This is a genomic window from Streptomyces sp. NPDC087422 (assembly GCF_044744145.1).
Taxonomy (GTDB): domain Bacteria; phylum Actinomycetota; class Actinomycetes; order Streptomycetales; family Streptomycetaceae; genus Actinacidiphila.
In genome coordinates, this window is the sequence record NZ_JBIUXT010000012.1 from 182,546 (window position 1) to 203,757 (window position 21,212).

A 21,212-nucleotide genomic window follows, 5' to 3' on the forward strand; every position below is an offset into this window, starting at 1 on the left:
TGGGAGCCGTCTTTTCTATGCTCACCGCGATTCCCTTTTTTTGCCGCCCTCTCGCCTCCGGCGGCTTAGATCCGGTGTCGACGGTCGATCGTGCTCGCTCCCTCGTTCCTCGGTCGCTGTGCGCGTTCTCCCTTTCGACACCGGCGCCGCCTTCGGCTCGCTGGCTACCGGCGAACCCCACCGCGCAGCGGTGCCGTAGGGGCGCAGCCCCTCGCGTAGACGCACCCTGGGGGCGAACCCCAGCGCGCGGACGTGTGCTAGGGGCGCAGCCCCCTTGGTGGGGGTGGTGGGGGAGACGTGGGAGGATTCTCGGCGTGAGTGCGCACCAGCAGACCGCTGCTTCCCCGTTCATCCGCGCCTGTCGGCGCGAGCCCGTGCCGCATACGCCGGTGTGGTTCATGCGGCAGGCCGGGCGTTCGCTGCCCGAGTACCTGAAGATTCGCGAGGGCGTCGCGATGCTGGACTCGTGCACGCGGCCCGACCTCATCGCCGAGATCACGATGCAGCCGGTGCGGCGGCACAAGGTCGACGCGGCGGTCTACTTCAGCGACATCGTGGTGCCGCTCAAGGCGATCGGGATCGACCTCGACATCAAGCCCGGCGTGGGCCCGGTGGTGGAGGACCCGATCCGTACGCGGGAGGACCTGAAGCGGCTGCGGGCGCTGGAGCCCGAGGACGTCGGTTACGTCACCGAGGCGATCGGCCTGCTGACGGCCGAACTCGGCGAGACGCCACTGATCGGATTCGCTGGCGCGCCCTTCACGCTGGCCAGCTACCTCGTGGAGGGCGGCCCGTCGCGCAACCACGAGCGGACCAAGGCGCTGATGTACGGCGACCCCGAGCTGTGGCGTGACCTGCTGGACCTGCTCGCCGACATCACCGTGGGCTTCCTGAAGGTGCAGATCGAGGCGGGCGCGAGCGCCGTCCAGGTCTTCGACTCGTGGGTGGGGGCGCTCGCGCCCGTCGACTACCGGCGCTACGCGATGCCCGCGTCGGTGAAGGTCTTCGACGCGGTCGAGGAATACGGCGTCCCGCGCATTCACTTCGGCGTCGGCACCGGCGAACTGCTCGGTCTGATGGGCGAGGCGGGCGCGGACGTCGTCGGCGTCGACTGGCGGGTGCCGCTGGACGAGGCGGGCCGTCGGGTCGGTCCCGGCAAGGCGCTCCAGGGCAACCTCGACCCGTCGGTGCTCTTCGCCCCGACGGCGGCCGTCGAGGCGAAGGCCCGGGAGGTGCTGGACGCGGCCCCGGCCACCGGCCATGTGTTCAACCTCGGCCACGGTGTCCTGCCCAGCACCGACCCGGACGCTCTCACCCGTCTCGTCGACTTCGTGCACACCTCGACCGAGGTGTGACGGCTCAGTCCGTCGGCGGCTCCTCCGCACGCTCCGGCGCGTCCGTACCCGCCGGAGCCGTGGAGGGCGTGCGCTGCGGGTGGATCGGCGCGTGCGAGGACGGGCTCCAGGGGCGCGGCGCCATTGTCGGCGGCTCCTGCCGGGGCCAGCGGCGGCGCACCAGCCGGTAGCCGATGAAGCCGGCCAGCGCGACCACCAGGAACGGCAGCACGGCCGACAGGACGACCAGCACACCGCGGATCGTCACGTAGAAGGCGTGCCAGCCGCCGCCCAGCGCGTGGCCGACCTGCGTCCAGAAACCGTCCTCGTGCTTCGGCTTCGGCTTCGCCGCGACGTGCTTCACCGGCGGCTCGACCAGCCGCAGCGTCACCGTGGCCAGATCCGTCCGCTCCCGCAGTGCCGCCTGCTGCGCCTGGAGGGACTCCAAGTCGGCCTCGCGGGTGCTCAGTTCGCGCTCCAGCGACACCACGTCGCTGAGCGAGCCCGCCTGGTCCATCAGCTTGCGCACCCGGGCCACACTGGCCTGCTGCGACTTGATCCGGCTCTGTACGTCGACCACCTGGCCGGTGACGTCCTCGACGCCGACCTTGCGCTCCATCAGCGTGCCGAGCCCGGCCAGCCGGGTCAGCAGACCGTCGTACGCCGCGGGCGGCACCCGGAGCTGGATCGTCGACTGCTCGTGGCCCCCGGCGTCGACCGAGGTGTCCTCGGTGCCCCCGTAACCGCCCGCGTCGGCGACCATCGCGCGGGCCTTGTCGAGCGCGTCGCCCACCTTCGGGGTGCGGACGGTCAGGTGGGCCGTACGGACGAGGTAGCTGGGCGCGGACGGCTTGGCGTTGTTGCCGGTGGTGGCGGCCTTGTCCGACGCGGAACCGGGCGTACCGGAAGGCGCGTTCCCGGCGTCCGTACCGCTGCCGCCGTTCTTCATCGAGTCGCTGCCGCTGTCGTCCTGGCCGCGGGCCGCCGGGGCGGCGGCCTTGTCGGAAGCGCCGCCGCTTTCGCTGCTGCACCCGGCGACCGCGAGCGAGGCGGCCAGCAGCAGCACGGCAGGGACGGCGGCCAGCCGCCGCCGTCCGCGCCGGCCGGCGTGGTGCGCGCGCCCGGTGCGCGGCGCTCCGGGTCTGTGTGTCCTCACGTCAATTCCCCCCAGGTGCGAGCCTCGTGAGGCCCGCCTAGTGACCTGTAGTGACAGTTGGACGTGGATGGTCCGCGCCGGGTTGCGGTCCCGCGGTAGCGATGGGATCACGTTCGGAACTCGGAACGGAGTCTGAGACAGTGGACGCATGAGCCAGACGCACAACGGCACGGGCGCTCCTGAACACGCGATCGTCATCGGCGGCGGAATCTCCGGCCTCGCCGCGGCGCACCGGCTGGCGGGCGCGGGCGTCCGCGTCACGCTGCTGGAGGCGTCGTCGCGGCTGGGCGGCAAGCTGTACGCCGACGAGATCGCCGGGGTGCCGGTCGACCTCGGCGCCGAGTCGATGCTGGCCCGCCGCCCCGAGGCGATCGCCCTGGCCCGCGAGGTCGGGCTCGGCGACGACCTGGAGCCGCCCGCGGTGCTCGGCGCCGCGCTGTGGACCCGCGGCAAGCTGCGGCCCATGCCCAAGGGACACGTCATGGGCGTGCCCGGCGACCTCGGGCCGCTCGCCTCGTCCGGTGTGCTGTCCGCCGCCGGTCTCGCCAGGCTCCCGCTGGACCACGTACTGCCGCGCACCGAACTCGGCGACGATGTCGCGGTCGGCGCCTTCGTCGCCGCCCGGCTCGGCCACGAGGTCGTGGACCGGCTCGTCGAACCACTGCTCGGCGGCGTCTACGCGGGCAACGCCTACGAGATCTCGCTGCGCGCCGCGGTGCCGCAGCTCTTCGAGGCCATGCGCACCGGGCGCTCCCTGATCGAGGCGGCCCGCGACATCCAGCGCCGGGCCGCGGCCAGGGCGGGCGGCGCGGGACCGGTCTTCAACGGCATCCGCGGCGGCGTCGGACGGCTGCCGCTCGCGGTCGCCGAGGCGTGCCGCGCCACGGGCGTCACCATCGAGACGGACGCGCCCGTCCGCGAACTGCGGCGCACTCCGCACGGCTGGCAGGTCGGCCTCGACGGCCGCGCGCTGGAGGCCGACGCCGTGGTGCTCGCCGTGCCCGCGCCGACCGCGGCCCGGCTGCTCGCCGCCGAGTCGCCCGCCGCCGCGGCCGAACTGGACACCGTCGAATACGCGGGCATGGCGCTGGTCACCATGGCCTTCCGTCGCCGTGAGATGACACGGCTGCCCAACAGCAGCGGCTTCCTCGTCCCGCCGGTCGACGGCCGCACCATCAAGGCGTCCACCTTCTCCAGCCGCAAATGGGGCTGGCTCGGCGAGGCAGGCGGCGACACCGTCGTCCTGCGCACCTCTATCGGCCGCCACGGCGACGAGGCGGACCTCGCCTGGGACGACACCGACCTCGTCCGCCTCTCCCGCGACGACCTGGAGGCCGCCGTGGGCCTGCGCGCCGCCCCGATCGCCGCCCGCGTCACCCGCTGGACCGCGGGTCTGCCCCAGTACCCGGTCGGCCACCTCGCCCGCGTCGCCCGCGTCCGCGAACACCTCACCAAGCTCCCCGCCCTGGCCGCCTGCGGCGCCGCGTACGACGGCGTCGGCATCCCCGCCTGCATCGCGGGCGCCCACCGCGCCGCGGCCGAGCTGCTGCCGCGGGGCTGAACGGCTCCGCGCCGGGTGGCCCCGCGGGCGTCGTGGGGGACCCTGGTGCCGAGAGCGTCGGGGGGCGCGGGAGAATGGGGGGTATGACCGACTCGACTGCCGACCGCGCTTCCGATTCCGCCGACGCCACGTCGGCGAAGGCCCCCAACGCGGGGAAGAAGGCCAAGGACCTCAACGAGGTCATTCGCTACACGCTCTGGTCGGTGTTCCGACTGCGCGACACCCTGCCCGAGGACCGCGGCGGGTACGCGGACGAGGTCGAGGAGCTGTTCGCGCAGCTCGCCGCCAAGGACATCACGATCCGCGGGACCTATGACGTCTCGGGGCTGCGGGCCGACGCCGATCTGATGATCTGGTGGCACGCGGAGACGGCCGAGGAGTTGCAGGAGGCGTACAACCTCTTCCGCCGCACCAAGCTGGGGCGCGCGGTGGAGCCGGTGTGGTCCAACATGGCGCTGCACCGCCCGGCGGAGTTCAACAAGTCGCATGTTCCGGCCTTCCTCGCCGATGAGACGCCGCGCGAGTGGGTCAGCGTCTATCCCTTCGTGCGCTCCTACGACTGGTACCTGCTGCCGGACGAGGACCGCCGCCGGATGCTCGCCGACCACGGCAAGATGGCCCGTGGCTACCCCGACGTGCGGGCGAACACCGTCGCGTCCTTCTCGCTCGGCGACTACGAGTGGATCCTGGCCTTCGAGGCCGACGAGCTGTACCGGATCGTCGACCTCATGCGGCACCTGCGCGCCTCCGAGGCCCGCCTGCACGTCCGCGAGGAAGTCCCCTTCTACACCGGCCGGCGCCGCGAGATCGCCGACCTGGTCGCGGGCCTGGCCTGACGCAGCAGCGCCCGTATCGCGGGGTCGCGCGGCGTGCGCGGCCCACGGGCGGCCAGGGCCGACAGCGGCGGCGCGTCCCGGGGTATCCCCCGGAGCGCCTCCTGCCCGGCCGGGGCCGCCCACCGCGTGTACGGATAGACCTCGACGCGCGCCACCGACCAGCACGCCCCCGTCAGCAGCAGCGGCAGCACGTACCAGAGCAGCGCGGGCGTGCCGTCCGGCGCACGGACCGACCCGTTCAGCGCGACGGTGGCCACCGCCATCGCCAACGTCAGCCCGGTGGCGCCGCGCACCTGCCGCCCCCCCCGCCGCGAGCCGTTCGCGTGCCGCCGCCGGAACCCCGAGCCCGGCGGCCACCAGCCGCTCGCCGAGCGCGCGTACGGCCTCCGGCCCGGCGTGCGCCGTGCGTATCGCGGCCAGCGGAGCCTGGCCGTCGGGGCCGGCCGACGCGAGCAGTGAGCGCTCCACCTCGTGCAGGCCGTCGAGGCCGCTGCCTTCCTCCGGCGCGACGACCGTGACCCAGCCGGTGTGGGCGGCCAGCACCCGCCGCTCACCGGCCAGCGCGACCAGCGCCGTGTCGGTCACCCGGCGCGGGCCTCCGGCCGGGAACGCCGTTTCGTACCGCCCGAGTTCGACGCCGTCCGTGGGCCGCCGCTCCCCGGGCGCTCCACTGGCCGCGGCGACCCCGGCCAGGCACAGGCGCGCACCGGCGGCGGTCGCCGCGGCGAACGCGACGAGCAGCAGAAGAATCCACATGAGGGATTTCTACCGGACTCCGCCGACACCGCGTTCTCGGCCTGTGGATAACTCCGCGAGCGGGCTGGCGGGGCCCGTCAGAGCGTGCCGGGGGCGGGATGCGCGCGCAGGGACGGGTGGTCCGCGACGACGGTGGCGGAGCCCGGGGCGACCTCGGTGAAGCCCGCGTCACGGACGACGGGGAGCGCGGAGGCGCTCAGGCGGGTCCACAGGGCGGGGGAGGGGGTGCGGACGGCCAGGGGGAAACCGGCGGCGCGCCAGGCGTCGCGGTCGGCGTCCGACAGCTCCCACCAGGCGAGTTGGGCGCCGTGCCCGGCCTGGGCCATGGCCTTCCCGGCCGACATGGTGACGTCGGGATTCATCCACAGCACGGGGCGCGGGTCGCCGGGTTCGAGCGGTGACGGCGGCTCCGGGTCGTCCAACTCCGTGCCGGAGACCTGGAGTTTGGCCAGTTCCTTCGGCCAGCCGTCGAGCGGCACGGGCGGGTAGACCCGCACTTCGGCGGGCGGCACATCGGCCGTACCCGCTTCCGTGTCCGCCCGCGGCACCGATCCCGACGCGGACCCCGATCCCGATCCCGATCCCGTCACCGTGATGCCCGGCAGGGCCGCCGCCCGCCGCCACTCCGCTCCGCGCGCCCGCCGTACGACCTTACGAATCCTGGCGTCCTGCCAGTCCCGTACGGCCTGCGCCCACTCGCCGTCGTCGGCCGTCGCGCGCTCGTCGCAGAGCAGGGTGAGGACGGCGCGCGCCGCCGTCTCCAGAGCGTCGGTACGGGTCGGGGGCGCGTCGCGCTCGATCCGGACGACGAGCGGGAGGACGAACTGGGGTGCCGCGTCGCGGTCGGCGGCCTGGTGCTGGAAGGGGCTGCTCACCGCCCCAGTCTGCCACCCGCTGCTGGACGCCGATCCGCCGTGGCGTGCGGCGTCGGTCCGTACGGAAGCGGCGGCTGCGGTGGCCACGCCGGAGCTGGTGGCGCCCGCCGATGCCGTCGTGCCAGCCACGATGCTCCCGCAGGGGCACCGCCCGCCCCGGCGGGGCGGTTCGGTTGTCTCCGGACCACCGGCCGGTGGGGGCGGGTCGCGCAGTTCCTCCCCCAGCCTTCGGCCGGGAGGTGCCCCCAGCGCCCCTTCGGGGCCCGTCCCGCCGTGGGGACGGTGGCCCGCCGTCGTGGCGGGCCGCGCAGTTCCTCTCCCAGCCTTCGGCCGGGAGGTGCCCCCAGCGCCGCTTCGGGGCCCGTTCCGCCGTGGGGACGGTGGCCCGCCGTCGTGGCGGGCCGCGCAGTCCCCGCGGCGCTGAACGGCTGCCCCCCCGCCGGAGGCGCACGGCACCCCCGGAGGGGTTACTCCGTGGGGGTCAAGGTCAGGGAGATGGAGTTGATGCAGTAGCGCTGGTCGGTCGGTGTGCCGTAGCCCTCGCCTTCGAAGACGTGGCCCAGGTGGGAGCCGCAGCGGGCGCAGCGGACCTCGACGCGGGTCATCCCGAGGGTGCGGTCCTCGATGAGTTCGACGGCGTCGGTGTCGGCAGGGTCGTAGAAGGAGGGCCAGCCGCAGTGGGACTCGAATTTGGTGTCGGAGCGGAAGAGCTCGGCACCGCAGGCACGGCAGGCGTAGACGCCGGTCGTCTTCGTGTCGGTGTACTCGCCGACGAAGGGCCGCTCGGTGCCGGCTTTGCGCAGGACCGCGTACTCCTCCGGCGACAGCTCGGCGCGCCACTGCTCGTCGGACTTGCTGACTTCGTAGGACATGGAGGTCTCCTCAGCTGCCGAGGCGGGCGAGAATCAGGGGACCGAGGTCGGTCACGTCGCCCGCGCCCATGGTGAGAACGAGATCACCCGGCTTCGCCATTCCTGCGACCACGTCCGGTACCGCCTGCTTGTCGTGTTCCGCGGTCACGTCGGCGCCCGCCGCGCGGGCCGCGTCGATGATGAGTGCGCTGGTCACACCGGGGATCGGGTCCTCGCGGGCCGGGTAGATGTCGAGGACGACGGAGGCGTCGGCGAGGGCGAGGGCGGCGCCCATCTCGGTGGCCAGCTCGCGGGTGCGGCTGAAGAGGTGCGGCTGGAAGACGACCAGGACGCGGGCGTCCCCGGCGGCGCCGCGGATCGCCTCCAGGTCGGCGGCCATCTCGGTCGGGTGGTGGGCGTAGGAGTCGATGACCTGGACGCCCGCCGCCTCGCCCTTGAGCTGGAGGCGCCGCTTGACGCCGGTGTACTTCGCGAGGGCCGAGGCCAGATTCCGGGTCGGGGCGCCGATCGCGGTGCCCGCGGCGAGCGCGGCGACGGCGTTGTGCGCGTAGTGGCGGCCCGGCACGGAGACGGTGAAGGTCAGCGGGCGGCCGTCGATGACGACGGTGACCTCGCTGGTCAGCCCGCGCGGGTTGACCTTCGTGATGCGTACGTCGGCGGTCTCGGCCTCGCCGACCGTCACGATCGTCAGACCGCCGATGTCCCGTACCCGCTTCGTCAGCTCGACGGCGCCCGGCTGGTCGGCGGAGATCACCAGTGTGCCGCCGGGGCGGATCTTCCCCACGAAGGTCTCGAAGGAGTCGTAGATCTCGTCCATCGAGGCGTAGTTGGCGTGGTGGTCGAGCTCCACGTTGAGGATGATCGCGACCTCGGGCGCGTACGTGTGGAAGCTGCGGTCGCTCTCGTCGGCCTCCGCGACGAAGATCTCGCCGCCGCCGTGGTGCGCGTTCGAGCCGGGCGCGTCCAGGTCGCCGCCGATCGCGTACGACGGCTCGCTGCCGAGCGCCGTCAGCGCGACCGCCAGCATCGAGGTGGTGGTGGTCTTGCCATGGGTGCCCGCGACCGCGATCGGCCGGGTGTCCTCCATCAACGCGGCCAGCGCGTCACTGCGGTGCACCACGGGGACGCCGCGCTCGCGGGCCGCCGCCAGCTCCGGATTCTCCGGGCGGATCGCGCTGGAGACGACCACCGAGGTGGCGTCCTGTGCCAGGTGCGCCGCGTCGTGGCCGATGTGCACGGTCACGCCGAGCGCGCGCAGCGCGCCCGCCGTCTCCGACTCACGTGAGTCACTGCCCGCCACCCGCGCCCCGCGCTGCGCGAGGATCTTCGCGATCCCCGACATTCCGGCGCCGCCGATGCCGATGAAGTGCGGTCGGTCCATGGCGGGGGGAACGGACGGGCTCATACGGAGGTCTCCCGGAGATGTGCGTGGTTCGTTTATTGACCGGGTCCTGATTCTCGCACCTCCGGGCGGGCGGACGACTCTGCCCGCGCGCCCGTGGCACCGCGCGCCGACCCTGACCGCGCGCCCATGGCACCCCCCGCCCGGCGAGACGTTTCTGCAAGGGGTGCCCGGGACACACGACGCCCGAGCCGCCGGGTGGCGCGGCGCCGCCTCATCGTGCCCTGCGGCTCATCGCGCTCGGCGCCTCATCGCGCGCTGCGCCTAATCGTGCTCGGCGAAGAGCTTCAGCACCGGCACCCCCACCTTGTGCCGCGCCCGCGACGTCCAGTCGCGGTGGAAGAACTCCTCCACGAAGTGCGGCGCGGTGAGCACGATGACCTCGTCGGCGTTGGTCTCCTCGACGACCGTGCGCAGCAGGTCGAGCGGGTGCTTGTCGACGATCCGGCCCACCGCCTCCGCGCCGGAGGCGCGCAGCGCCTCCAGGGAGTGCGCCAGGGCCCGCTCCGCGACCGGGGTGGCGTCGTCGCCCTCCGGCTCGCGGTCCTCGTGCGCGGCGTCATCCAGATAGCCGAGCGCCACGTCGTCCACGGCCCGCAACAGCCGGTCCTGGTCGCCGCGTGGCTGCATGAGCACGACGAAGGAGACCTGCTCGTCGCCGTGGAGAGAGGTGACGAGCTCCACGTCGGCCGGTGCGAGCGGCTTCTCGATCATGAGTACGGTCGTGAACACGGACGCGTCCTTCTTTCTCGTGCTTCGTCGGGGCCACCGGGCCGGCGTTGGAACAATCCTGCCCCGATCTTCGCGGGGCACTCGGGTAAGTGTTCCCGCGCGGAGCAAAACGGAACGAGGGAATCCGCTTTTTTCGGTCGCGGTTCCACCGTGCGGCGCGCCGCTGGTCAGGTGGGTGGCATGAGGGGTGTCGGTGGGACGGTCGGGCGGTCAGGCCCGGACGTAACGGGTGAACAGGAAGCCGTCCTCCTCCAGGACGGAGCGCGGGACGAGGCGGGCCGGGCCCGGAACGTCGGGGCCGTGCATGATCCGGGGCGCGTCGCCGCCCCCGAGCACCGGGGCGACGGTCAGGCACAGTTCGTCCAGCGTGTCGGCCGCGGCGAACTGCGCGAGGACTCGCGGGCCGCCCTCGTGGAGCAGCCGCGTGTGGCCCAGCGCGGCCAACTCGCGCACCGCGCGGACCGGGTCGACGCCTTCGCCGTCGCCCGCGACGACCACATGGGCGCCCGCCGCGCGGGCGGCGGCGACACGGTCGGCGGGCGGCGACGCGCCGGTCAGCACCAGGGTGGGGGTGACCGGCGCGGTGAACAGCGGTGTCGTGAAGTCCAGATCGAGTCCGCGGCTGATCACCGCGACGGCGGCGGCCGGGGTCTGGCCGTCGGCCGCCCTGCGCGCCGCGAACACCTCGCGGGCCCTCGCGGGCCGGTAGCCCTCCAGGCGAACCGTTTCCGCACCCACCAGCACCACGTCGGCCAGTGCGCGCAGCACGCCGAAGACCCGCATGTCCGCCTCCGACGACAGCGGCGCCGACCTGCCGTCGTACCGGGCCGCGCCGTCCAGCGACGACACCATGTTGGCCCGGAGGTACGGGCCCGCTCCCCGTTCGGGGTACGCGTACGCGTCCGCCAGACCGAGCGGGGTCTCCAGCCCGGCCGAATCGTTCGCTCCCGCTACGGGATAGAGCCGTCGCATCCCCGAAGTCTCCCACGCCGCGCCGCTACGGGCCGGTCGGCGCCCTCGGCCCGCCGCTCCCGTACGCGTGGGGTCGGACACATGCCGGCGGGGGCGGAACCGGGAGGCACTACGCTGGTGAGCTGTGTCGACCTCTGTCGTTTCGTCTGGGAGTGCCGCGATAGGCGGCGATGGCGGGCCCGTGTCACTCAGCGCGCGCACGCCGCATGTGCCGGTGGAGCGATTGGTGGCGGAGATGGTGCCGCCGCCGCGGTTCGACGGCGTCAGGTTCGAGACCTACGTGCCCGACCCGAATCAGCCCAGCCAGGCCGCGGCCGTACGGGCCCTGGCCGGTTTCGCGGCGTCGCTGACGGCCGCGCCGACGCCCAAGCGGTGGTTCCGGCGGGAGGCACCCGCGCCCGGCGGCCCCGGCGGGGTCTACCTCGACGGCGGTTACGGCGTCGGCAAGACCCACCTGCTGGCGTCGCTGTGGCACGCCACCCCGGCGCCCGCCGAGCGCAAGGCGTTCGGCACGTTCGTGGAGCTGACCAATCTGGTCGGCGCCCTCGGCTTCCAGCACGCGGTGGCGGCGCTCAGCGACCACCGGCTGGTCTGCATCGACGAGTTCGAATTGGACGACCCGGGCGACACTGTGCTGGTGTCCACGCTCCTCGGCAAGCTCGCCGACGCGGGTGTACGGCTGGCGGCGACGTCGAACACGCTGCCCGGCAAGCTCGGCGAGGGCCGCTTCGCCTCCGCCGACTTCATGCGGGAGATCCAGGGCCTGTCCGCCCGCTTCACCAGCCTGCGGATCGACGGCGAGGACTACCGGCACCGCGGCCTGCCCGAGGCGCCGACCCCGCACACCGACGAGCAGGTCACCGCCGCCGCGGCCGTCACACCCGGCGCCGCGCTCGACGACTTCGGCGCGCTGGCCGCGCACCTGGCCACCGTCCACCCCAGCCGCTACGGCGCGCTCTGCGACGGCGTCGGCGCCGTCTTCCTGCGCGGCGTGGAACCCGTCACCGACCAGGCGACCGCGCTGCGCCTGGTGGTGCTCGCCGACCGGCTCTACGACCGCGAGATCCCGGTCTTGGCCTCCGGCGTGCCCTTCGACCGCGTCTTCGGCCAGGACATGCTGGCGGGCGGCTACCGCAAGAAGTACTTCCGCGCCGTCTCCCGGCTCACCGCGCTCGCGCGGGACGCCGAGAAGCTGACCGGCACTGGCGGAGACCGCTGATCCGGCGCAGGATCGGTGCATGGCCAAGAGCGGGAGCAAGGACAAGGGCAAGGGCAAGCACGGCGCCGAGCACGCGCACGTGGACCGGCACGCGCACGAGGACGGCCGGGGCGGCAAGCACGCCGACGCCGCCGCCAAGAAGGCGCAGAAGGACCCGGGCCTGCGCTCCCTGCTGCGCGTGCCGCCCGGCGGCGGACCGGTCAACCTGCGGGCGTACGACCCCTCCGCGACCCCCGGCGGCCCGCGCGACAAGGCGACGGCCCTGGCCGCGACCGCGGAGCTGCGCGCCCGGCTGGCCGAGCTCCAGGAGCGGCTGTGGGCGCAGAGCACCGCGGGCGACCCGCACTGCGTGCTGCTGGTGCTCCAGGGCATGGACACCTCGGGCAAGGGCGGCACCGTCAAGCACGTGTCCTCCGGGCTGAACCCGTCGGGCATCCGCGTCACCGCGTTCAAGGCGCCCACCGAGGAGGAGCGTCAGCACCCCTTCCTGTGGCGCATCCGCCGCGCGCTGCCCCGGCCCGGCGAGCTGGGCGTCTTCGACCGTTCGCACTACGAGGACGTGCTGATCGCCCGCGTGCGCGACCTCGTGCCGCGCGCCACCTGGAGCCGCCGCTACAGCGTCATCAACCGCTTCGAGCAGTCGCTCGCCGACGACGGCGTCACCGTCGTCAAGGTCTTCCTGCACATCAGCTACGACAAGCAGCGCGAGCGGCTGCTGAAGCGGCTCGACAACCCGGACAAGCACTGGAAGTTCAACCCCGGTGACATCAGCGAGCGCGCGCTGTGGCCCGCGTACCAGAAGGCGTACGAGGTGGCCCTGGAGCGCTGCTCGACCGACGCCGCGCCCTGGCACGTCGTGCCGTCCGACCGCAAGTGGTACCGGAACTGGGCGGTCGCCAAGCTGCTGCTCGAACACCTCGAACTGATCGACCCGGCCTATCCGAAGGCCGACTTCGACATTGAGGAGAACCGCGTCGCGCTCCTCAAGACCTGACCCGCGTGCCCCGGTCCTAGCCGGAGCACGCGGTGCGCTGCGCCTCCTGCCACTCGCACACCGGGCAGTACGTCGCGCCGCGCGTGCTCGCCGGATACTCGGTCGGCTCGCCGCACAGCACGCAGTCCGCGAGGGCTTCCGCGTCGGGCGTCGGGGTCGTCTGTGTCACCCGTTCACCGTAACGCGGGCGCGCAGCACGGCGGCCCCCCGGGGCGGAAGCTGGACGGCCGCGTCCGGGCCCGGCAGCACCTTGCACGACGGCCGGGCCAGCACCACCTCGCACGGCACGTCCAGCGGCACCCGCGCGGGCGCGTCGGAGAAGTTCACGACCGTACGGAAGGGGCCGCGGGCCAGCCGCAGCGTCCGGCCGCCCGCGGTCGCCGCGACCGTGTCGAGCTGGGGATCGGTCAGGGCGGGCTCCGACCTGCGCAGCGCGATCAGCCCGCGGTACCACTCCAGCAGCTCGCGGTGCCCCGCCTTGTCCGGCTCGGCCCAGTCCAGGCACGAGCGGTCCCGGGTCGCGTGGTCCTGCGGATCGGGCACGTCCTCCTCCGCCCAGCCGTGGTCGGCGAATTCGCGGCGCCGCCCGCGCGTGATGGCCGCGCCCAGCTCCGGGTCGTCGTGGTCGGTGAAGAACTGCCAGGGCGTGCCCGCGCCCCACTCCTCGCCCATGAAGAGCATCGGGGTGAACGGCGAGGTCAGGACGAGGGCCGCGGCCACGGTGAGCTGGTCAGGGGTGAGCCGGTCGCCGGTCGCGCGGTTGCCGATCTGGTCGTGCGTCTGCGCGTAGCCCAGCAGCCGGTGGGCGGGCGCGGCGGCCCGGTCCAGCGGGCGGCCGTGGTGCCGGCCGCGGAAGGAGGACCAACTGCCGTCGTGGAAGAAGCCCCCGGTGAGCGTCTTGGCCACCGCGCCGGGCCCGGCGGCGGCGAAATCCGCGTAATAGCCCTGCGCCTCGCCGGTGACGGCCGCGTGCAGGGCGTGGTGGAAGTCGTCGCTCCACTGGGCGTGCAGTCCGAGGCCGCCCGCCTGGCGCGGGGCCGTCGTCCGCGGGTCGTTCAGATCGGACTCGGCGATCAGGAACAGCGGGCGGCCGAGCGCGGCTGACAGCCCGTCCACGGCCGTCGACAGCTCCTCGAGGAAGTGCAGGGCGCGCGTGTCCACCAGCGCGTGGACGGCGTCGAGCCGCAGCCCGTCGAGCCGGTAGTCGCGCAGCCACGACAGCGCGCTGCCGATCAGGAAGTCCCGCACCTCGTCGGAGCCGGGCGCGTCCAGATTGACCGCGTCGCCCCAGGGGGTGTGGTGCCGGTCGGTGAAGTACGGGCCGAACGGTGGCAGATGGTTGCCCGACGGGCCCAGGTGGTTGTGGACCACGTCGAGGACGACGCCCAGGCACTGCTTGTGCGCCGCGTCGACAAATCGCTTCATTCCCTCGGGGCCGCCGTACGGCTCGTGCACCGCCCACAGCGACACGCCCTCGTACCCCCAGCCGTTGGTGCCGGGGAACGGGCACACCGGCATCAGCTCGATGTGCGTGATGCCCAGCCGGGCCAGGTGCGGCAGCCGCTCGATCGCCGCGTCGAAGGTGCCCTCGGGGGTGAAGGTGCCGACGTGCAGTTCGTAGACCACCGCGCCGGGCAGCGCGCGGCCCGGCCACGGCACCGTCCAGGCGAACGCGTCGTGGTCGACGACGGCGCTCGGCCCGTCCGGGCCCTCCGGCTGGCGGCGCGAGCGCGGATCGGGCAGCGGCGGACCGCCGTCGAGCAGATACGCGTACCGCGTGCCCGGCCCGGCGGACACCTCCGCGCGCCACCAGCCGGCCCGCGCCGGGTCGGGGCCGAGGCCGTGCCGTGTGCGGTCGTCGATCAGGATCTCCACCTGCTGGGCATCCGGCGCCCACACCTCGAACAGCACCCACGGCTCCCGTCTCGTCATCCGGTTCGTTCAGCGTCTTCGGTCTTCCGCGCGGCGGTCTTCCGCGCGGAAGTTCTCCGTACAGCGGTTTTCTGTACGGCGGTACGGCAGTCTTCTGTACGGCAGTCTTCTGTACGGCGGTCTTCTGTGCGGGCGCCCCCGAGGCCGTTCCTCGCGGGTGCCCGGGGCCGTGGCCGCGCCACGGACCCCGGGCACATGCATGCCCACGGAACGGCCTCCCGCATCACCGCGAGCGGATCAGCGGGGGAACATCACACTGCGTCGGGGACGAAGTCGATCCGCTCCTGAACGATCGGATACCCCGCCTTCGCGAAATTCCGCGCCATCGGGACATTCGTCCGGTCGGTGGCCGCCGCGACCTTGACCGCGCCGCGGTCGACCAGGTCGTGAGTGCACTCGACCAGCAGGTCGTACGAGTAACCGCGGCCCCGCTGCTCGGGCACCACGGCGATGAAGCCGATGCACGGGCCGGCCGGATTGCGCGCGGGCACGTGCAGCCCGGCCACCTCGCCGTCCGGGGTGTACGCCACCCGCCGCCAGTCGGCGGGCGAGGGGAACCAGTCGAAGATGCCGATGGTCTCGTCGAGGGCGGCCTCCAGGCCCTGTTCGGCGATCATCCGGCGGTCGTGGGCGTCGAGAGTGCCCTCCATGATGCGGGCCATGACGGCCCGGAAGGCGGTGTCGTCCGGCTCGGGCCGGTACTCAAGACGCCCGGTGCGCGGCGGCAGCGGGCAGTCCGCCGTCCACTCGTAGCGGTACCGCTCGACCAACTCGCGCAGTCCCGCGGCCTCGACGGCCGCCGCGCGGCTCCGCGCCGCCGCCGTCACGTCGGGGCGCTCGCGCCAGTCGGGCGGCAGCAGCAGGCTGTACTCGGTGTTCAGCGGCGCGGCGCGCAGCAGTTCGGTGGCCGCCTCGGCTTCGCCCTCGGCGAAGTCGAACCAGTCCAGGGCCAGCGGCTCGCTGTCCTCGGGCTTGGCCCACCACGCGGCCCGCGCGACGACCTTCGCGCCGCGCAGCGCGACCCACGACCACTCGGGCCGGTACTCGCCGCCCGCGTCGAGGGTCGCGAAGGACTGGCCGAGCAGGGCGCGGCCGACGAACGCGTCACCGGTGCCGGTACGCGTGCCGGATGCCGTCTCGGCAAGGGAGTTGAACAGGGCGGACTCGCCCGCGACCAGCGGGCGGAAAACCAGATCGGACATGGTGAAGCGATTCCTTCGGGAGTTCGACGGAGCGCTCCCGGGACCATCTCCCCGTGGATCTACGGACGCCCTGCGGAGGGGCGGGAGCGCGGCACAGTGATGTACGTCATCGCTCTCGCCTCCTTCTCGTCCGGTCATGGGCGTGATCAGCACCCTAGGCGGGCGACGGCCGACAAGGCCACCGGTTATTACGCGGCGGCCTTGTCGGGATGTCGACGCGGGTGCGCGGGAGCGGGCGTGGGCGGCTCAGCCCGCCGGGCTCACCCCGCCGGGCTCACCCCGCCGGGCTCACCCCGCCGGGCTCACCTCTCCGCGCTCACCTCTCCGGGGTCAGCAGGGCCACAGGGCTGCGGCCCAGCAGTTCGGCCAGCGGGGCCGCGCCCTCGTACGTCCCGCCGCCCAGGCGGTCGTGCCAGCGGCCCGGAGGGAGCGGCAGCGACGCCTCGCGCCAGCCGCCCGCCGCGGCGAGGCGGGCGGAGAGCCGGGTGACGACGGTGAGGGCGGAGCCGCCGCGCAGGAAGGCGAGGCAGTGGTCACCGGCAGGACCCTGCGCGACGAGGGGGATATAGGAGGCGCTCGGGCCGTACCACTCGGGGCGGTCGCGCCGCAGCCGGAGCGCCACCGCGGTCAGGCGCAGCTTGGCCTCGTCGAAGGAGCCCGGCGCGGCGCCGTCCAGCAGGCCGTCCAGGGTGCGGTCGACGCCGAACCGCTGGGTCCCGCCGACCGGCCCGTTCATGGGGCCGCGGTTGTCCGGGTCGACCAGGGTGTACACCGGGAATTCGGTGTTCTGGTAGACGTCGGGCACCCCCGGCATCGTCAGGTGCACCAGCGCCGCGCCGAGCGCGTTGGCGTCGGCGTACGGGGCGAGGGAGTTGACGAATTCGCCGACGTCGTAGACGCCCGCGCCGCACGGGCCCTGCTCGGTGAAGTCGGTGACGGCCTTCTCGTACGCCTCGTCCTGCTCGGTCCACGAGGTGTGCAGGCCCGCCTCGCGGACCGCCTTGAGGGCGGCGGGCACCAGCCGGTCCGGGTGGCAGAAGCCGAGGCCGACGCCGGTCTGGAAGACGGTGTACGCGGTGTGCCGGTCGGGCGCGGGCGCGTCGCCTGACCGCTCGGCGCGGGCCTCGCGGGCGCCCATCCACTCCCGCCAGGCGTCGGGGAGTTCGGACAGGACGGCCAGTCGCAACCGCAGGTCGGCGCTGCGCTTGGTGTCGTGCGTGGACAGGACGGTGCCGGTGCCGGGGTGGTCGCGCTGGATCCGCGCGCAATAGGCGTGGAATTCCTCCGGGGCCGTCGCCGGATGCGCCGGGCTGCGGCCGACCTCGCACAGCGACAGCAGCGGCGAGTAGCGGTAGAAGGCGGTGTCCTCGACGGACTTGGCGTGCAGCGCGGAGGCGACCTGCGCGAAGCGGACGGCGAAGTCGTCGGCGTCCTCACCGGGCACCGTCGCGCCCTCGGCCGGGCGGCCGAGCGCCAGGTCGCGCAGCAGGCCGATCGCCGGGGCGAGCCGCCCGTCGGCGCTTTCCGCCGCACTGGAGGCGGCCTCGGTCACCATCAGGGTGTCGCCGGGCGTCGCCGGGGTGCCGGGGCGCACGTACGGGCGGTACACCGGGATACGGACCAGCAGCTCGCGCAGCGCCTCCTCCAGCACGGACGTCGCATAGGGCGCCGTGTAAGGGTCGGTTTCCCGGTGCTCGGCTGTTACCGGCCCGCCCGCCCCCTCGGTCCCGCCGCCCGTGCCGGGGCCCTGCGCCCGCTGTGCGCTCGCCGCGAGGCGGGAGACCTCCGCGGCGAGGTCGTGGCCGACGATGCGGTGGGCGGCGCGCCGCGCGGTCGGCTCCCACCGGCCGCCGCGGCTGTCCTCGACGCCGGTGAACTCCCGGTAGAAGTCGGTCACTTCGGCGACGCCCGCCGGGTCGGTGAACAGCCCGTCGATCCGGTCGAGCGCGTCGTACCCGGTGGTGCCCGCGCACGCCCAGTCGGCGGGCAGCGCCTCGTCCCGCTGGAGGATCTTCTCCACCACCGTCCACCGCCCCTCGCTGGCCTCGGCCAGGCGGCGCAGATAGCCCGCCGGGTCGGCGAGGCCGTCCGGGTGGTCGATCCGCAGCCCGTCGGCGACGCCTTCGCGCAGCAGCCGCAGCACGGTCGCGTGGGTGGCCTCGAAGACGTCCTGCCGCTCGACGCGGACCGCGATCAGGTCGGAGATCGTGAAGAAGCGGCGGTAGTTCAGCTCGGTGCGGGCCTGCCGCCAGTACGCCAGCCGGTACCACTGCGCCTCCACCAGTTCCGGCAGCGGCAGATTCTCCGTGCCCGGCCGCAGCGGGAACCGGTGGTCGTAGTAGCGCAGCACCTCGCCGCCCGCGCGCTTGTCGGAGACCACCGAGAGCTGCCCGAGGACGTCGGGCAGGGGGTCGCCCAGCACGGGCAGCAGCACCTTGCCGCCCAGCGCGGCCCAGTCGATGTCGAACCAGTCGGCGTACGCGGAGCCGGGACCGTCGCGCAGCACCTCCCACAGCGGGCCGTTGAGGTGTTCGGGCGCGGGCACCGCCATGTGGTTGGGGACGATGTCCAGGATCAGGCCGAGGCCGTGCTCGCGGGCGGTGTGCGACAGCGCCCGCAGGCCCTGCTCGCCGCCCAGCTCCTCGCGTACCCGCGAGTGGTCCACCACGTCGTAGCCGTGGGTGGAGCCGGGCACCGCTTCGAGGATCGGCGACAGATGCAGGTGCGAGACGCCGAGCGAGGCCAGGTACGGCACGTGCGCGGCGGTGTCGGCGAAGGTGAAGCCGGGCTGCACCTGCACCCGGTAGGTGGCGGAGGGCGTCACGGGAAGTCCGGTCATGAGGTCTTCTCTACCCCGGATTCGGCCGTGAAGCGGCCGAACGCGCCCGGGTCTCCCCGGACGCCGTCCGTATCGCCGAAAGCGGCCCGTCCTTCCCCGTGGCAGGCCGGCCGCGCCGCCGACCCGCGGGCCACCTGCCGCGCCGCCTCACGCGGAGCCCCGGCCGCGCCGCCTCACGCGGAGCACTCGTCGCGCCGCCGGGCCGCTACAGCGCCGGGCGCTGGAGCACCACCATGCTGCGGTCGGCCAGCTCCACCCGGTCCCCGGCCTGTACGCGCTGGCCGGTGCCCGGCGGGACGCCCCCGGCCAACTGGGTGTCCACCACGAGCTGCCACTCCAAGCCGTGGTTGACCGGGACCACGAACTCCTGCGGCTTCGGCGCCGCGTTGACCATCAGCAGGAACGAGTCGTCGGTGACCGGCTCGCCGCGCGGCCCCGGTTCGGAGATCGCGTTGCCGTTGAGGAAGACCGACATCGACCTGGCGTGCGCCGCCTGCCAGTCGCGCTGCGCCATCTCCTGCCCCTCGGGCGTGAACCAGGCGATGTCCGACAGTTCGTCGTGCGTGCCCTCGACCGGCCGCCCGTGGAAGAAGCGCCGCCGCCTGAACACGGCGTGGTCGCGCCGCAGCCACACCATCGTGCGCAGGAACTCGTGCAACTGCTGCGCCTCGTCGTTCGGCCCGCCGTCGTCCGGCTTGCCGGGCCAGGACACCCACGCCAGTTCGTTGTCCTGGCAGTAGACGTTGTTGTTGCCCTTCTGGGTGCGGCCGAACTCGTCGCCGTGCGAGATCATCGGCACGCCCTGCGAGAGCATCAGCGTGGCGAGGAAGTTGCGCATCTGCCGCCCGCGCAGCGACCGCACCTTCTCGTCCTCCGTCGGCCCCTCCGTACCGCAGTTCCAGGACCGGTTGAAGCTCTCGCCGTCACGGTTGTTCTCGCCGTTGGCGTCGTTGTGCTTGTCGTTGTACGACACCAGGTCGCGCAGCGTGAAACCGTCGTGGCAGGTGACGAAGTTGACCGAGGCCAACGGGCGGCGGCCGTCGTCCTGGTAGAGGTCGGAGGAACCGGTCAGCCGGGAGCCGAACTCGGCCAGCGTGGCGCTCTCGCCGCGCCACAGGTCCCGTACCGTGTCGCGGAACTTCCCGTTCCACTCGGTCCACAGCGGCGGGAAGTTGCCCACCTGGTAGCCGCCCTCGCCGACGTCCCACGGCTCGGCGATCAGCTTCACCTGCGAGACCACCGGGTCCTGCTGGACGAGGTCGAAGAAGGACGAGAGCCGGTCCACCTCGTGGAACTGCCGGGCCAGTGTGGCCGCGAGGTCGAAGCGGAAGCCGTCCACGTGCATCTCGGTGACCCAGTAGCGCAGGCTGTCCATGATGAGCTGGAGGACGTGCGGGCTGCGCATCAGCAGGCTGTTGCCGGTGCCCGTGGTGTCCGTGTAGTACCGCTTGTCGCCGCCCAGCCGGTAGTACGAGGCGTTGTCCAGGCCGCGCAGCGACAGCGTCGGCCCGAGGTGGCTCCCCTCGGCCGTGTGGTTGTAGACCACGTCCAGGATCACCTCGATCCCGGCCCGGTGCAGCGCGCGGACCGCCGTCTTGAACTCCAGCACCTGCTGCCCGCGGTCACCCAGTGAGCAGTACGAATGGTGCGGCGCGAAAAAGCCGATGGTGTTGTAACCCCAGTAGTTCGCGAGGCCCGCGTCCACCAGACGGTGGTCCTGGATGAACTGATGCACCGGCATCAGTTCCAGTGTCGTCACCCCGAGTTCCACCAGATGGCCGATCACCGCCGGGTGAGCCAGCGCCGCGTAGGTGCCGCGGATCTCCTCCGGCAGACCCGGGTGAGTCATCGTCAGGCCCTTGACGTGGGCCTCGTAGATGATGGTCTTGTGATAATCGATCCGCGGGGCGCGGTCGTCGGCCCAGTCGAAGTACGGATTCACCACGACGGACGTCATGGTGTGCGGGGCGGAGTCCAGATCGTTGCGCGAGTCGGGCTGTCCGAAGCGGTAGCCGTAGACCGCCTCGTCCCAGTCGATGCTGCCGCTCATCGCCTTGGCGTACGGGTCGAGGAGCAGCTTCGCGGAGTTGCAGCGGTGGCCGCGGGGCGGGTCGTAGGGCCCGTGCACCCGGAAGCCGTACCGCTGACCCGGCATCACCCCCGGCAGGTAGGCGTGCCGTACGAAGGCGTCCGCCTCGCGCAGCTCGACGGCCGTCTCCGACCCGTCGTCGTGCAGCAGGCACAGCTCGATACGGGACGCCACCTCGGAGAAGACGGCGAAGTTGGTGCCCGCGCCGTCGAAGGTGGCACCCAGGGGGTACGACTGACCCGGCCAGACTTGCATCTCGTGACTCTTCCACTCCCGGACCGGGAGAGCGCGGACCGATTCCGCGCACCCGGCCAGCTTCGTTGCCGAATTCGTTGCCGAGAGTGCATCCTCCCACCTGGTCCACCCGAGGGTGACAAAGCCACAACAGCCAGCTACCGCAAGGGTGATGAGCTTGTCCGGTAGTAGTCAAGTAGGGTCAAC

At 73.1% G+C, this 21,212-nt stretch carries 17 protein-coding genes and 1 pseudogene; 5 read left to right on the forward strand and 13 right to left on the reverse strand.

Features of this window, described 5'->3' with window-relative positions:
• Window positions 1-314: 314 nt before the first annotated feature.
• On the forward strand, window positions 315-1,355 hold the full coding sequence (gene hemE / locus ACIO6U_RS30445; RefSeq protein WP_401723977.1) for a uroporphyrinogen decarboxylase: 1,041 nt from the start codon (window positions 315-317) through the stop codon (window positions 1,353-1,355).
• 4 nt (window positions 1,356-1,359) lie between these two features.
• Here hemE and ACIO6U_RS30450 read toward each other — a convergent pair whose 3' ends face one another.
• On the reverse strand, window positions 1,360-2,490 hold the full coding sequence (locus ACIO6U_RS30450) for a DUF4349 domain-containing protein (RefSeq protein WP_401723980.1): 1,131 nt from the start codon (window positions 2,488-2,490) through the stop codon (window positions 1,360-1,362).
• A 148-nt stretch (window positions 2,491-2,638) separates the two neighbouring features.
• Here ACIO6U_RS30450 and hemG point away from each other — a divergent pair, with 148 nt between their 5' ends.
• Window positions 2,639-4,051 (forward strand): protoporphyrinogen oxidase, encoded by a 1,413-nt coding sequence (gene hemG / locus ACIO6U_RS30455; RefSeq protein WP_401723983.1) that lies wholly within the window; start codon window positions 2,639-2,641, stop codon window positions 4,049-4,051.
• Between the two features lie 83 nt (window positions 4,052-4,134).
• Window positions 4,135-4,887: a hydrogen peroxide-dependent heme synthase gene (hemQ, locus tag ACIO6U_RS30460; protein ID WP_355338673.1), complete on the forward strand. Its 753-nt coding sequence runs from the start codon at window positions 4,135-4,137 to the stop codon at window positions 4,885-4,887.
• On the opposite strand, the gene ACIO6U_RS30465 is transcribed toward hemQ, so the two are convergent.
• From ACIO6U_RS30465 to ACIO6U_RS30495, 7 genes and pseudogenes are all read right to left on the reverse strand, one after another.
• The gene (locus ACIO6U_RS30465) at window positions 4,836-5,180 is read right to left on the reverse strand and encodes a hypothetical protein (protein WP_401723986.1); all 345 of its coding nucleotides are present in this window, start codon (window positions 5,178-5,180) and stop codon (window positions 4,836-4,838) included. The genes hemQ and ACIO6U_RS30465 overlap by 52 nt on opposite strands.
• A gap of 64 nt (window positions 5,181-5,244) precedes the next feature.
• Window positions 5,245-5,643, reverse strand: a pseudogene (locus ACIO6U_RS30470) (TIGR04222 domain-containing membrane protein); the annotation flags it as partial.
• Between the two features lie 77 nt (window positions 5,644-5,720).
• On the reverse strand, window positions 5,721-6,518 hold the full coding sequence (locus tag ACIO6U_RS30475; protein ID WP_401724042.1) for a peptidyl-tRNA hydrolase: 798 nt from the start codon (window positions 6,516-6,518) through the stop codon (window positions 5,721-5,723).
• Between the two features lie 467 nt (window positions 6,519-6,985).
• Window positions 6,986-7,390, reverse strand: coding sequence for a peptide-methionine (R)-S-oxide reductase MsrB (msrB, locus tag ACIO6U_RS30480; RefSeq protein ID WP_355338679.1), 405 nt, complete (start codon window positions 7,388-7,390; stop codon window positions 6,986-6,988).
• 10 nt (window positions 7,391-7,400) lie between these two features.
• Window positions 7,401-8,795: a UDP-N-acetylmuramate--L-alanine ligase gene (murC, locus tag ACIO6U_RS30485; RefSeq protein WP_401723989.1), complete on the reverse strand. Its 1,395-nt coding sequence runs from the start codon at window positions 8,793-8,795 to the stop codon at window positions 7,401-7,403.
• A gap of 261 nt (window positions 8,796-9,056) precedes the next feature.
• The gene (locus ACIO6U_RS30490; RefSeq protein WP_355338685.1) at window positions 9,057-9,524 is read right to left on the reverse strand and encodes an indole-3-glycerol phosphate synthase; all 468 of its coding nucleotides are present in this window, start codon (window positions 9,522-9,524) and stop codon (window positions 9,057-9,059) included.
• A gap of 210 nt (window positions 9,525-9,734) precedes the next feature.
• Window positions 9,735-10,496: a pyrimidine reductase family protein gene (locus ACIO6U_RS30495; RefSeq protein ID WP_355338688.1), complete on the reverse strand. Its 762-nt coding sequence runs from the start codon at window positions 10,494-10,496 to the stop codon at window positions 9,735-9,737.
• Window positions 10,497-10,677: 181 nt separating this feature from the next.
• Here ACIO6U_RS30495 and zapE point away from each other — a divergent pair, with 181 nt between their 5' ends.
• Both zapE and ACIO6U_RS30505 read left to right on the forward strand, forming a co-directional pair.
• Window positions 10,678-11,715, forward strand: a complete 1,038-nt coding sequence (zapE, locus tag ACIO6U_RS30500) for a cell division protein ZapE (RefSeq protein WP_391163888.1) — start codon at window positions 10,678-10,680, stop codon at window positions 11,713-11,715.
• 19 nt (window positions 11,716-11,734) lie between these two features.
• Window positions 11,735-12,709, forward strand: coding sequence for a PPK2 family polyphosphate kinase (locus tag ACIO6U_RS30505; protein ID WP_355338694.1), 975 nt, complete (start codon window positions 11,735-11,737; stop codon window positions 12,707-12,709).
• A gap of 16 nt (window positions 12,710-12,725) precedes the next feature.
• Here the strand turns inward: ACIO6U_RS30505 and ACIO6U_RS30510 are convergent, their stop codons facing one another.
• The 5 genes from ACIO6U_RS30510 to glgX form a co-directional block, all read right to left on the reverse strand.
• Window positions 12,726-12,878, reverse strand: coding sequence for a hypothetical protein (locus ACIO6U_RS30510; protein ID WP_223186409.1), 153 nt, complete (start codon window positions 12,876-12,878; stop codon window positions 12,726-12,728).
• Entirely contained in the window at window positions 12,875-14,641 is a 1,767-nt protein-coding gene (gene treZ, locus ACIO6U_RS30515) for a malto-oligosyltrehalose trehalohydrolase (RefSeq protein ID WP_401723994.1), read from the reverse strand. Before treZ ends, ACIO6U_RS30510 begins: the two co-directional genes overlap by 4 nt.
• A gap of 251 nt (window positions 14,642-14,892) precedes the next feature.
• Window positions 14,893-15,843: a GNAT family N-acetyltransferase gene (locus ACIO6U_RS30520; RefSeq protein WP_391163891.1), complete on the reverse strand. Its 951-nt coding sequence runs from the start codon at window positions 15,841-15,843 to the stop codon at window positions 14,893-14,895.
• Window positions 15,844-16,159: 316 nt separating this feature from the next.
• Window positions 16,160-18,682, reverse strand: coding sequence for a malto-oligosyltrehalose synthase (gene treY / locus ACIO6U_RS30525; RefSeq protein ID WP_401723998.1), 2,523 nt, complete (start codon window positions 18,680-18,682; stop codon window positions 16,160-16,162).
• A 205-nt stretch (window positions 18,683-18,887) separates the two neighbouring features.
• A complete protein-coding gene (glgX, locus tag ACIO6U_RS30530) occupies window positions 18,888-21,026 on the reverse strand; it encodes a glycogen debranching protein GlgX (protein ID WP_355338705.1) in 2,139 nt (712 codons plus the stop codon).
• Between the last annotated feature and the right edge of the window lie 186 nt (window positions 21,027-21,212).

Excerpts from the sequence above, each read along its gene's own strand:
- hemG (WP_401723983.1), top strand. The coding sequence starts at position 2,639 with ATGAGCCAGACGCACAACGGCACGGGCGCTCCTGAACACGCGATCGTC.
- hemQ (WP_355338673.1), top strand. The coding sequence starts at position 4,135 with ATGACCGACTCGACTGCCGACCGCGCTTCCGATTCCGCCGACGCCACG.
- msrB (WP_355338679.1), bottom strand. The coding sequence starts at position 7,390 with ATGTCCTACGAAGTCAGCAAGTCCGACGAGCAGTGGCGCGCCGAGCTG.
- murC (WP_401723989.1), bottom strand. The coding sequence starts at position 8,795 with ATGAGCCCGTCCGTTCCCCCCGCCATGGACCGACCGCACTTCATCGGC.
- ACIO6U_RS30495 (WP_355338688.1), bottom strand. The coding sequence starts at position 10,496 with ATGCGACGGCTCTATCCCGTAGCGGGAGCGAACGATTCGGCCGGGCTG.
- ACIO6U_RS30505 (WP_355338694.1), top strand. The coding sequence starts at position 11,735 with ATGGCCAAGAGCGGGAGCAAGGACAAGGGCAAGGGCAAGCACGGCGCC.
- treZ (WP_401723994.1), bottom strand. The coding sequence starts at position 14,641 with ATGACGAGACGGGAGCCGTGGGTGCTGTTCGAGGTGTGGGCGCCGGAT.
- ACIO6U_RS30520 (WP_391163891.1), bottom strand. The coding sequence starts at position 15,843 with ATGTCCGATCTGGTTTTCCGCCCGCTGGTCGCGGGCGAGTCCGCCCTG.
- treY (WP_401723998.1), bottom strand. The coding sequence starts at position 18,682 with ATGACCGGACTTCCCGTGACGCCCTCCGCCACCTACCGGGTGCAGGTG.
- glgX (WP_355338705.1), bottom strand. The coding sequence starts at position 21,026 with ATGCAAGTCTGGCCGGGTCAGTCGTACCCCCTGGGTGCCACCTTCGAC.